Origin of the sequence: Clostridium sp. KNHs214, assembly GCF_000744935.1 — a bacterium.
Classification (GTDB): domain Bacteria; phylum Bacillota; class Clostridia; order Clostridiales; family Clostridiaceae; genus Haloimpatiens.
Genome location: NZ_JQMW01000011.1, coordinates 369178 through 381077, shown reverse-complemented (window position 1 = coordinate 381077; position 11900 = coordinate 369178). Strand labels below are relative to the sequence as shown.

At 27.1% G+C, this 11900-nt stretch carries 11 protein-coding genes and 1 other annotated feature; of the genes, 7 read left to right on the top strand and 4 right to left on the bottom strand.

Annotation, left to right across the window (positions count from 1 at the left end; translation table 11 throughout):
• Positions 1 to 75: 75 nt before the first annotated feature.
• The 3 genes from CC89_RS10400 to CC89_RS10390 all read right to left on the bottom strand — a co-directional run bounded on the left by CC89_RS10400 (position 76) and on the right by CC89_RS10390 (position 1514).
• Complete coding sequence (locus tag CC89_RS10400) at positions 76 to 540, bottom strand: GreA/GreB family elongation factor (protein WP_035291918.1); 465 nt, start codon at positions 538 to 540, stop codon at positions 76 to 78.
• A 191-nt stretch (positions 541 to 731) separates the two neighbouring features.
• Positions 732 to 1076: a hypothetical protein gene (locus CC89_RS10395; protein WP_035291916.1), complete on the bottom strand. Its 345-nt coding sequence runs from the start codon at positions 1074 to 1076 to the stop codon at positions 732 to 734.
• Positions 1077 to 1196: 120 nt separating this feature from the next.
• On the bottom strand, positions 1197 to 1514 hold the full coding sequence (locus CC89_RS10390; RefSeq protein WP_035291913.1) for a hypothetical protein: 318 nt from the start codon (positions 1512 to 1514) through the stop codon (positions 1197 to 1199).
• Positions 1515 to 2120: 606 nt separating this feature from the next.
• Here CC89_RS10390 and CC89_RS10385 point away from each other — a divergent pair.
• The 5 genes from CC89_RS10385 (at position 2121) to CC89_RS10365 (ending at position 8494) form a co-directional block, all read left to right on the top strand.
• Positions 2121 to 2807: a response regulator transcription factor gene (locus tag CC89_RS10385; protein WP_035291912.1), complete on the top strand. Its 687-nt coding sequence runs from the start codon at positions 2121 to 2123 to the stop codon at positions 2805 to 2807.
• 21 nt (positions 2808 to 2828) lie between these two features.
• Positions 2829 to 3878 (top strand): sensor histidine kinase, encoded by a 1050-nt coding sequence (locus tag CC89_RS10380; protein ID WP_035291909.1) that lies wholly within the window; start codon positions 2829 to 2831, stop codon positions 3876 to 3878.
• Between the two features lie 119 nt (positions 3879 to 3997).
• A complete protein-coding gene (locus CC89_RS10375; RefSeq protein WP_035291906.1) occupies positions 3998 to 4768 on the top strand; it encodes an ABC transporter ATP-binding protein in 771 nt (256 codons plus the stop codon).
• A gap of 113 nt (positions 4769 to 4881) precedes the next feature.
• A complete protein-coding gene (locus tag CC89_RS10370; RefSeq protein WP_035291903.1) occupies positions 4882 to 6852 on the top strand; it encodes an FtsX-like permease family protein in 1971 nt (656 codons plus the stop codon).
• Between the two features lie 46 nt (positions 6853 to 6898).
• Positions 6899 to 8494: an FtsX-like permease family protein gene (locus CC89_RS10365; protein ID WP_353601469.1), complete on the top strand. Its 1596-nt coding sequence runs from the start codon at positions 6899 to 6901 to the stop codon at positions 8492 to 8494.
• 160 nt (positions 8495 to 8654) lie between these two features.
• Here CC89_RS10365 and mraY read toward each other — a convergent pair whose 3' ends face one another.
• Positions 8655 to 9608 carry a phospho-N-acetylmuramoyl-pentapeptide-transferase gene (mraY, locus tag CC89_RS10360; RefSeq protein WP_035291901.1) on the bottom strand — a complete coding sequence of 318 codons (954 nt, stop codon included), beginning with the start codon at positions 9606 to 9608 and terminating at the stop codon, positions 8655 to 8657.
• A gap of 446 nt (positions 9609 to 10054) precedes the next feature.
• On the opposite strand from mraY, the gene CC89_RS10355 reads away from it, so the two are divergent.
• Together CC89_RS10355 and CC89_RS10350 are read left to right on the top strand one after the other, a co-directional pair.
• A complete protein-coding gene (locus tag CC89_RS10355; RefSeq protein ID WP_035291899.1) occupies positions 10055 to 10915 on the top strand; it encodes a helix-turn-helix domain-containing protein in 861 nt (286 codons plus the stop codon).
• A gap of 217 nt (positions 10916 to 11132) precedes the next feature.
• Complete coding sequence (locus tag CC89_RS10350) at positions 11133 to 11315, top strand: hypothetical protein (protein ID WP_035291897.1); 183 nt, start codon at positions 11133 to 11135, stop codon at positions 11313 to 11315.
• 294 nt (positions 11316 to 11609) lie between these two features.
• Positions 11610 to 11860: a binding site (T-box leader), on the top strand.
• The last annotated feature ends 40 nt before the right edge of the window (positions 11861 to 11900 follow it).

Sequence of the window (11900 nt, the reverse complement as noted above, 5' to 3'; positions counted from 1 at the left end):
ACATATACAAAAGATTAAAAAAGAATCCAGTGGCAAACTTAATTGTTGTGCCTACTGGACTCATATATCAACAAATTACAATATTTCCAATACTTCTACTGAATATTTTTCTCCTGGAGCGTTAACTTCAACTACATCTCCAGCTTTTTTACCGGAGAGAGCTTTTCCTAAGTCTGATTCTATACTTATGTGCATATTTTCAGGATCTAAATCCATAGTAGTTACTAATGTTATAACATCTTCAAAATCATCATCTATGAATTTGATTCTAGCTCTACTATTAACTCCTAATATTGATTTATCTACATTTTCATCATCTATTACAGTTGCTGTAGAAATCATGGTCATTAAATATTGAATTCTATTATCATTTTCTCTATAGTTTGCACAAGCTTCTTTGTACTCTGCATTTTCAGACCTATCACCATGGGCAGCAGCTTCTAATTTTTCTTTTGCAATTTCAGCCCTTTTTACAGTCATTCTATATTCTAATTCTTCTCTTAATTTTTTTATATTTTCTTCTGTCAGTTTATTATTCATAAAAAAACAAAGCCTCCTAAAGTATATTATCTTAATATATTTATTATATAATATATATATATAAATGAAAGATAAAAGAGAAAAAATAGAAATCATTTAATTTGAATGAGGTTTTATTAAATAAATAGAAGAAAATAAGAACTACTCATGCTCTATGATAATAGGGTGAGTAGTTTTTACGGTAGAGTACTTTATGGTTCAGGTTCCTTATAGCCCCAAGCATAAAAATAATTAAGGTCAATATCTTTCATAATTAAATCATGATCTTTTATTTCATAGGTGAAGTATTTGAAGTGGGTTGTAGTTACTGAACCAATTATTTTTACTTTATAACCATAAGGTTCAATAAAAGGGTTTATTATTTCCATTCTTTCTATACTTGGTGGTGAAAAATAGAAAGGAGTATCGAATTTAACAATATAAACTCCAGGGTGTTCATGGGTAACTGTAAAACCATCTCCCTTTAGAATTCTTCCATCAGAAGCTATAGAGCCATCTATTTCTCTAACTTTGCTATTTTCTCGTAATTTTTCCATGATCATAATCTCCTTTCAGTTATATTATAATCTTATTTAATTTATTTTTATTAAAATAGAATTAAGTGTTTATAGTTATTTAAAATTCAAAATTAATATACATATTACAGTATCTTAAGTTTAATTCTTAAGACCCTTAGCTGAAAAATTTATTTCTAAATCCTGTAAATACATATCATATGGTTCTATTTGAAGGGTAAAGTATTTAAAGGCGTTTAAGTTTTTATCAATTACCATTGCTGTTGCACCTTGTGTTAGTCCAGATGCTTCTATGGTGATTTCAGGCGCTTGATAGAAGAAAGGATGGTCGAATTTAACCACATATACTCCTAAATAAGGATGGCTAACTGAAAAACCATCTCCTTTTAAAATCTTTCCATTATCACTGATGGTGCCTTCTATTTCATATTCTTTTGGTAGTATTATATCGCTTGGCATTGCTATATCCCCCTTTTGGATTTTGCTTTTTATAAAATAAATAATAATGATTAAACCACAATAAGGTATAATGTGATGGAATTATGAAATTTCTCCTCCATGACTTGTATAAGAGCTCGGAACAATAAATTTAATTTAAGAAATTCTAATCTTTTAGCCATATAAAATTATCTAACGCTCACATTCAGCGTCCTGCCTCAGGTTCGCTAGCCTGGCGTCCTTTTAAGGCTTACGATAATTTTATCTGTCTAAAAGAAGAATTTCTAAAATTAAATTTAAACAGTTCCTTCGCTTCTTATGCAAGTCATTCCAGAGAAATTTCATAATTCAGGTAATGTAATGCTTTTTGTGGGATAATCATAATAATATATTAAAGTTGTTTTCATATTGAAAATTTATAATGTTTAGGTAATATAGTATATGTTATTTAGTTTTTTTGGTGAAGAGTTATAATATTACTGGATAAGATATGTTATCTTAGGATAAATGATAAAAGCAATTTTATAAGTTTGTTAGTGTAAATGGAAATTAAACGGAAACTACTTTAGTTAATAAATTAAGTATTGTAAAATAAGTATATATAAATATTTAAAGGTTGTGGTAATTTTGTATAGTATTATGATTATAGAAGATGATAAGAAAATGGCTGAACTTATAAAAAATCACTTAGAGCGATATGGATATAAAGCATTTCTAGTTAAAGATTTTTCAAATATAAAAGATGAATTTTTGGAGTATAAGCCGCATCTTGTTTTGATGGATATAAACCTTCCTTTTTTTGATGGTTTTTATTGGTGTAGTGAAATAAGAGTTGATTCTAAAGTACCAATAGTGTTTATATCAGCTAGAGATTCGGATATGGATCAAGTAATGGCAATAAATAATGGAGGAGATGAGTTTATAACAAAACCATTTTCTTACGATGTGCTATTGGCAAAGATAAAAGGTGTGTTGAGAAGAGTATATGGCAGCTATGCTAAAAATCATATGGATTTTTTAAAAATTGGTGATTTTATATTACATACAGATAAGAATCTTTTAGAATATAAAGGCAAAAAAACTCAACTTAGTAAAAATGAGTTTTCTCTTTTATTGCATTTTGTGAAAAACATAAATAAGATTGTTTCAAGAGATACTTTGCTGGAGATTCTTTGGAGTGATACTGATTTTATTGACGATAATACTCTTTCTGTAAATGTTACACGACTTAGAAAGAGGCTAGAGGAAGTAGGGATTACTAATGCTATAGAGACAAAACGTGGTCAAGGATATATGCTTACTAACAATTGGTAGAGTAAAGAGTGGGTGACTAAAATGAAATTTATGGATTTTTTAAAAGATAGAATAGCTTATGTAATAGTTTATTTCATAAGTATATCTTTAGTTATTTTAATAATGCATTTGACCTTATTTATAAAGATAACAGATTTCCCCATAATAAATATATTGTATGCATATTTTATTTCCATAGTGATACTTATTATATTTTTGTTATATGAATATACCAGAGTGAGAAAATTTTACAAAAGTCTCTATAAAGCACTAAGCTCTGAAAATATTGTAGATGACATTATAAATGTAGGAGAAGCTAGAAGCATAGAGCAAAAACTTTTTAAAGATTTATTGAAAAAATTACATAAATCATATGAAGGTAAAGTTTATAAATATGAAGAACTCCAAAAGAATTATTCAAATTTTATAAATCAATGGGTGCATCAAATGAAGACACCTGTATCTGTAATTAATCTAATACTTCAGGAACAAAATGCATGCGGATATAAGGTGGTTTTTGACAGTATTGGCGAGGAAAATGAAAAAATATCACAAGGGCTTAATATCATGTTATATAATGCAAGGATAAATGAATTTAACCATGATTTTAATGTGCAAGATATAGATATATTATTGATTTTAAGAAAAGTAATAAATGATAATAAAAAATTACTTATTAAGAATAAAATATTTCCTGAAATAATAGGTCAATCTACAATTGTTCAAACAGATAAAAAGTGGATATATTTTGTTATAAATCAAATTGTTATCAATGCAATAAAATATACAATTGCAGCAGAAAAACATAAAAAAACCATAAACTTTAGAATAAAAGAAGAGATGGAAAAAGTAGTTATAACCATTGAAGACAATGGCATTGGTATACCAAAAGAAGACTTAGGAAGAGTATTTAATATTTTCTTTACAGGTAAAAATGGCAGAAAGAGCTCTGAATCTACAGGCATGGGCATGTATTTATCAAAATGTATTTGCACTGAGCTTGGAAATGAATTATACGTTGAATCAGAAGAAGGACAAGGAACAAAATTTTATATTGTTTTTTATAAAGGAAAAAATATATTTAAATTGTAACCTTTCAAAATTGTAATGTTAATACTCAAAATGAAAGAGAAATCGATACTAAGATTTCTCTATTTTTTTTATAATAAAATCATAGTCCAAAAGAAGATACAAAGCAGGAGGTTTTTATTATGTCAATTTTAAAAGTTGAAAATATAACAAAGATATATGGTGGAAAAAAAGGTGGGATGACCTTTAAGGCATTAGATAAATTTAGTTTGGAAATTGAAAAAGGTGAATTTCTTGGGGTAATGGGACCATCTGGTAGTGGTAAAACCACGTTATTAAATATAATGGCAACGATAGATAGTCCTACATCAGGAGAACTTTTTATAAATGGAACAAATCCTACAAAATTAGATGAAAAAAATATTGCTTTATTTAGAAGAAAAGAATTAGGTTTTATATTTCAAGATTTTAATCTTCTAGATTCTTTATCTATTAAGGAAAATATAATATTACCACTTGTATTAGAAAAAGTTAATGTAAGGGAAATAGAAAATAGAGTGGAAGATATTGCAAGGCTTTTAAATATTAAAGATATTTTAAATAAAAAACCATATGAAATTTCAGGAGGTCAGCAACAAAGAGCAGCTTGCGCTAGAGCACTTATTCATAATCCTTCTATAATTCTTGCGGATGAGCCTACAGGAAATCTGGATTCTAAGTCTTCACAGGATGTTATGGAAACTTTGACAAATCTCAATAATAAAAAAGAAGCTACTATAATGATGGTTACTCATGATCCTTTTTCCGCAAGTTTTTGCAAAAGAATAATTATGATTAAGGATGGAAAATATTTTTTAGAAATTGTAAATGGAGGAAATAGACAAGCATTTTTCAAAGAAATCATGGATTCTCTTTCGCTTTTAGGAAGCAGGGCAGACAACTACAAAATGTAGAAGAGCTTTTAATGCAAAATAAAAATAACTTTAGATGCTAAAAGTGAATAGTAAGAAAGGGGGAATTTAGTAAGAGCATGGTGATTATCTCACACTCTTGCTAAACATAATAAATGAAAATTAACAATATAGCTATTAAAAATATTAAGGGAAATTTAAATAAGTATGTTATGTATTATTTAAGTAATGTAATAGTTGTAACTATATTTTTTATATTTGCCAATTTTATATATAATAAAGGTGTGAGTAGTGGAAATATTGGTGATGCGACTATTGCCACTGTATCTAGTCGGTTGATGTATTTGTGTGAATTTGTAATAGTAATTTTTACTTTTATATTTTCAAATTATTCAATAACAAGCTTTTTAAAGTCTAGAGAAAAAGAGTTCGGACTTTTATCGATGTTTGGATTGACCAAAAGCCAAATAAGACGATATGTTATGTTTGAGAATATAATAATTTCCATTGCTTCTATTATTACAGGGCTGTTCTTTGGAATTCTATTTTCAAAATTATTCTTTTTAGCTGTGTCTGCAATTTTAGATTTAAACGCAGAAATTCCATTTTCAGTATCAAGTAAAGCTGTAAAAATAACAATAGTAAGCTTTTTTATACTTCTTAATGTTATAAGCTTTATTACAAGTTTCAAAATAAAAAATAATAATATTGCAGAATTACTAAAAGGTGAAAGAATACCTAAGACTACACCAAGGTTCTCTAAAATAAAAGCAGCACTAGCAATAATACTTATTGTATCTGGATATATTGTAGGCGTACTTTCTAAAACAGCTATTGTAGCTACAATGATTCCAATACTTATAGTTGTAATAATAGGAACCAAACTTTTGTTTTCACAATTTAGCGTGTATTTTGCAAATAAACTACAAAATACAAAAAAAGTTTATTATAAAGGTATAAATCTAATAACCTTATCTCAAATTATATATAAATTAAAAGATAATGCAAAAGTATTATTTATTACATCAATACTTAGTGGAATTACTCTTGCATCAGCTATATCAGTTTATTCACTACAAAAGATTAGTTTATCTTCAATGGAAGAAAATTGTCCACAAGATATAGGAATTATAGAGCAGGGCGTAAACTCCTATAAAGTTATACCTAAGGGTAAAGTTGAAGATATATTAAATAAGCATAAATTTGATATAAAATATAAAAACAAAGTAGAATTAATAAAAGCGAAAAATAATGATAAGGTAGTAGAAAATAAGAAAAGTACTTATGGTATAAAAATAAATAAAACTGATTTTAACATAATGTCAGAGGAGAGTTTTAACGAACTTGCAAAACATTATAATAAGAAATCTTTAGATTTAAAAAATAGACAAGTAGCAATATATACTTATGATTTAACTAGCAATATAGCTAATCAAAAAACAGAGCTTCCTTTTAAGCATCAGAAAATTTTAAATTTAAACATTGAAGGTTCTATAAGCAACTTTAATATATTAGGTAATATAAAAGGTGGAATTATAAATGCAGATGAGAAAAATACTAGTACTATAGTGGTCAGTAATGATGATTTTAGAAAATTGTGGAACGAAGTTTCATCTAATAGTAAGTGCACTTATTATGGATACAACATTAAGCATAATTTAAAAGCTTCTAATGCAGTAAAAGAAATAAAAAATTCAGTTACAAAAGGTAAAGAGAGTTTCTTTACTGAGAGAGTGTTAGGTGCAGCATCAATGATGAAAGTGTTATCTATGCTTTTATTTATAGGAACATTTATTGCAATGATATTTTTCATTGCAACAGGAAGTATATTATATTTTAAAATGTTTAATGAAATTCAGAAAGATAAACAAGATTTTATAGGATTAAAAAAGATAGGTGTCACACAAGAAGAAATAAAAAAAATAGTTAGTATTCAAAGCCTTATAATGTTTTTCTTACCGCTTACGGTTGCAACTCTTCATGCGGCTTTTGCAGTAAAATCTGTGGGGCTTTTGCATATTAAGTATTTTGCATTTATTGTTGGAATATATTTAGTCCTACAAACAATATATTATCTATTTGCTAAATGGATGTATGTTAAACAAATTAATAGCTGGAATATTTAATATAATTGATTATTGTTCACATTTTGCTTTTAGAATAATGTAATATATTTTAGGAACTTCAAATAAACAAATTAAAAAAATCATTGGAATTGAAAATGTATTAATTAGTTCTGTATCTGGAATATTTGGAGTTATATTAGGGCTTATTTTTTCGAAAATATTTTTAGTTGCTAGTGGAAAGCTATTGGGCTACAATGCTTTGAAATTTTATTTTCCAGTTAAAGCAATGATAATAACTTTAATAGCATTTGTTTTGATGGGAATTTTAATTTCAATTTTTGCGGCATCTATTATAAAAGAAGATAAAGTTTTAAATTTACTTAAGGGAACCCAAAAGCCAAAAAGTGAGCCAAAGACTTCATCTATTCTTTCACTAGTATGTGCAGCATTATTGATTGGAGGTTATTATTTTTCTATTACATCAACTGTGAATAGTATAACTAATAGAATTATACCTGTAACAGCGGTAGTTGTCATTGCAACATATTTGTTATTTTCACAATTTAGTGTTTTTATCATAAAACTTTTAAAAAAGAATAGGGAATTCTATATGAATAAAGTAACTGTATTATGGATTTCAAACCTTTTATATAGAATAAAGGACAATACGAGAATGTTGTTTTTAATCACAATAACTTCTGCTGTAGCCTTTACATCCATTGGAGGAGTATCTGCCTTTTGGATAAATAAGGAGTATGAAGTTGATAAAAACTTTCCTCAAGCATTTTTTTATGCCTCACATAAAGAAGATTATGAAAGAGTGGGTTTTATAGAAGATTCTTTAAATAAAGAAAAATGTAATTATACCAAAGTTCAAGGAGAAATTAAGTCCGTATTACCTAAGGAAAGTATTTCACCTATAAATATAATTAGTGAAAGTACTTATGGTAGATTAGCTAGAGCTTCTGAGCAGAAAACCATAGATATAAAAAGTAATGAGGCAATAGCAGGTACGATATTACTTAAGGAGAAGAAAGAGCATGTGCTTGTAGATAATATGAATATAAAAATTGTTTCAAAACTAAATGAGAGAGTTATTCCTGCATTATATGATGACTTGTATATAGTAAAAGATGATGAATATAATAAAATTAAAGGTTCCACTGTTTCATTTTCAGCATTTCAAGTGAAAGATTATAAGGAAACTTTAGCCATCTGTAAAAGTTACAATGAGAGATTTAAGGAAGATAAGTATAATGAGGAGCATGTTATTTTAATGAAAGCTGATATATTAGAAGCACATAAAATTGGATATGGAGTGGTAATGTTCTTAACTATATTTATAGGCATAATTTTCTTTGTAACTACAGGAAGTTTCTTATATAACAAATACTATATGGATGTTCAACAAGATAAGGTGAAGTATGAGCAGTTGAATAAAATAGGATTGACCTTTAAAGAAATAAAAAAGGTGTCAACTATTGATATAGGGGTGTTATTTTTATTTCCTTATATTGTTGCAGTAATACATTCACTTTTTGCATTAGAAGCATTAAAAAATACCTTTGGAATGGAAATAAATACTGCAGCATTTCTTGTAATGGGAAGCTTCCTAATTATACAAATAGCATACTTTTTAATTATAAGAGGGAGCTATTTGGTAGAGATAAAAAGGAGTTTATACGAGGGCTATCTACCGTAATACTCCCATATTCTATGAAAGTGGGGGATAACGGTAGATACGCACTTAGAAATTTATTTATGAAAGTGAATAGATAAATAATTATAAAAATAGTAGCCTATTCATTTTCCATGATTTAGGCTACTATTTTTTTATCTTCATTCCATGAAGATAATATTAATTAAAATGATAAAAATCCAATAAGGCATAAAATTGTTGTTATAATTGAAAATATTAAAACTATTTTAGTCTCATGCCATCCACATAGTTCAAATGAGTGATGGATGGGTGCCATCTTAAAAACACGTTTTTTTAATAATTTAAAGGATGTTATCTGAATTATTACTGAAAGTGTTTCAATAACATATATACCTCCAACGATAATAAGGATAAGTGGGTTTTTAAGTATCATGGCCACTGCTGCAACAACACCCCCAAGAGCTAAAGAGCCAGTATCACCCATAATTATTTTAGCTGGATAAGAATTATACTTTAGAAATCCGAGTAAAGAGCCTGCCACACACCCGCAAAATATTGATAATGAGTAATAACCCATATTAAAACTTATGAAAATAAAAAATGTTATTATAAGCAGTGTTATTGATGTAGCAAGGCCATCTATGCCATCAGTTAGATTTACTGCATTGGTTGTTGAAACATAATAAAAAATAATAAATGGTATGTAGAGTATTCCTAAATCAAATGATTTTTTAGTAAAAGGAATTATAATTAATGAACCAATTGAAGAATTGTAATATGAATAAAAGGCAAAGAGCGTTGAAACAAAAAGTAATAATACCATTTTTTCAATTTGAGTTAATCCTTCGTTCTTTTTATGCCTTTTCTTTAAAAAATCATCAATGAAACCTATGAATCCAAAAGCTAAAAAAGCGGATAAAACAAGTAGAATTTCTTTGTTACAGTTCTCTATAAAAATGAGCGTTGTAATTATTGATGAAAAAATAAATATAATACCACCAAATGTAGGTGTGCCAGTTTTCTTATTATGACTTTCGGGGGCTTCTTTTTTTATGTTTTGCCCCAATTTGAATTTATTAAATAATGGAATGAGAATCAATCCAGTGATTGAACATATCAAAAAGCTTAATAATATAGCAAAAATAATAGTAATCATAAAAATCCTTTCTAATTTAATATATTTTTAATATCAATTAAATTTTTAATTATGTTGTAATTTCTATGTTTTAATCTTATTTTTATCAAAAGTTTTTCCGTAAATTTTATGCATTGATATCCTCCTAATTTTTTAGAATTTAAAGATGTTTTTATAACTTCATGATTATGGTAATATAGTAATTAACTTATTACAATAACTATATATAAATATCAAATCTAATTGAAAAGTATAAAATATTAAGTTGAATATAATTCAAGTAACTTGATTATAACTATATTATAATTAGGTGGGGAACTTATTTTTGGGGTTATAAAAAATTATGAAGAAGTGAATAAGAATTAATAACTAAGGATGAATAATTAGAAATAAATAACTAGGAATAAATGCTTAAGAATAAGCGAGTATGCTAAATAAGATTAAATACTATAGAGAGAGGGATAGGTTTGAAGAAGGAATTATATGAACTTAAAGAAATAAGTGAGAAGGTAAAAAATCAATTGGAATATGTAAAAAACAATGAGGGCAGTATGTCCGTTGACATCAATGTTGTAAAGGGTTTAAAAAATAATATATATGAAAAGACCGCTAAGACGTTTATATATAATCTAAAAAAGTTTATTAGCCTAGAATCAACACAAAAGAATCTTGCTAAGAAAATAGGTGTTTCAGAAGATCTACTTTCTAAATATAAGTCAGGAGAAGCTTTTCCATCCATAGAAACTTTAATATATATTTGTGAGGTATATAATATAAGTATAGATAAACTTATTGGAAGTACATTAACAGCACTAGATATTGAAATTTTAGAAAATAATCAAGAAATTAAGATGAATATATTCGAAGAAAAATATTATGTTTATTTTTTAGTTACCAATATAGCTAGGGAAGGAGCTATACACGAAGGAATTGTTGATATTTGTAATGATGACGTAATATTTAAAATTCTCTCTGATGGTGAAATTGTTAAGTACTTTAAAGGCAATTACAGTACTTCGGAGAAACTTCTATTTTTTAATTTGCAAAGTGCTAATGATGGTACTGCCTATATAAATATGATTAAGCCTAATGTAAATAAAAATAAATACACGGGAGGACTAGCTATGCTTATGCTTCCTTCAGATGCAAATAGCAAGCCCTGTGCTCAAAAAATTATTTTCAGCAAAATTAGATTAGACAGGGATTTATATTATAATAAACTAAAGGATCTTTTGAATTTTTCTATTGAAGGTGTAACTTTGGAACATGTAAAGATATCACAAGCTGAAGATGAGGAAGTTTATAATTTTGTTAGAAAACTGATTTAATAATCTTATATGCAATTTAGGATTATAAAGGGTGAAGCGTACCTATAGTAAATGAGGTTTTTAGCTTTAGGCATTGGGTTTATTTGGTTAAAGCTATTTTTATTAATAAAAAAGCGTAGCATAAAAAATGCTGTATTTTCAAAGTGTGATATAATTAAAAGGGTGAGTAATTTTTAGTATAAGATTATAATAACTTGTAGTGGAGGATAAAATTGCAATGAAGAGTATTTTTCAAAATGATAAATCTTATAGCAGTAATTTAAAACTGTATACCATAAAAGACGGGCTGCTTTCCTTAACTCTTTTTGGAATTTTTATTTTTATGAAAACAAATTCATTATATGGAGCAATTATTCCACACTGGATTTCAAATCTAGCTTCAAGCATAATTGATAAATAACAACTTGCCAAATTACTAATTTGTGTAGTAGTTACTATTTCTATGTATTGGATTTGATTAAAATTATATAATATATAGCGAAAGCCATTGATAATAAGGACTTTTGCATTGTTCTCTCAATTATCAACATTTTACTTAAACATAGCCTTTTCATTTAATAAATTAATAATTTCTCTAGATAATTTATGAGGGAGTAATAACGATGATAGAAGTTAGCTATTTGAGTGAAAGTGGTTAATTTAAAAATAATACTTGAAATTTTTCTGGATATTGTGTATTATTAAATGTAATAATTTAAAAGCAATGAAAGAGAAGAGTAGGTATAGGGATTTTTTCAGAGAGTTAGAGGATGGTGAAAATCTAACAGATGTCTATATTGAACGCAGCTCTTGAGCTTCTGCTTGAACATTACTATAGCTTTTATAGTATTAGTAGAGTAAGACGTTTCCTTACGTTATAAGGGCACAGTATGATAGTACTGGTAGAGTGAGCATTAATATGCTAATTAGGGTGGTACCACGGATAATATCTCTTTCGTCCCTTTTCGGGATGAAGGAGTTTTTTTATTTAGTGGTTCTTTTATTT

Excerpts from the sequence above, each read along its gene's own strand:
- CC89_RS10380 (WP_035291909.1), top strand. The coding sequence starts at position 2,829 with ATGAAATTTATGGATTTTTTAAAAGATAGAATAGCTTATGTAATAGTT.
- CC89_RS10400 (WP_035291918.1), bottom strand. The coding sequence starts at position 540 with ATGAATAATAAACTGACAGAAGAAAATATAAAAAAATTAAGAGAAGAA.
- CC89_RS10375 (WP_035291906.1), top strand. The coding sequence starts at position 3,998 with ATGTCAATTTTAAAAGTTGAAAATATAACAAAGATATATGGTGGAAAA.
- CC89_RS10395 (WP_035291916.1), bottom strand. The coding sequence starts at position 1,076 with ATGGAAAAATTACGAGAAAATAGCAAAGTTAGAGAAATAGATGGCTCT.
- CC89_RS10370 (WP_035291903.1), top strand. The coding sequence starts at position 4,882 with ATGAAAATTAACAATATAGCTATTAAAAATATTAAGGGAAATTTAAAT.
- CC89_RS10350 (WP_035291897.1), top strand. The coding sequence starts at position 11,133 with ATGAAGAGTATTTTTCAAAATGATAAATCTTATAGCAGTAATTTAAAA.
- mraY (WP_035291901.1), bottom strand. The coding sequence starts at position 9,608 with ATGATTACTATTATTTTTGCTATATTATTAAGCTTTTTGATATGTTCA.
- CC89_RS10390 (WP_035291913.1), bottom strand. The coding sequence starts at position 1,514 with ATGCCAAGCGATATAATACTACCAAAAGAATATGAAATAGAAGGCACC.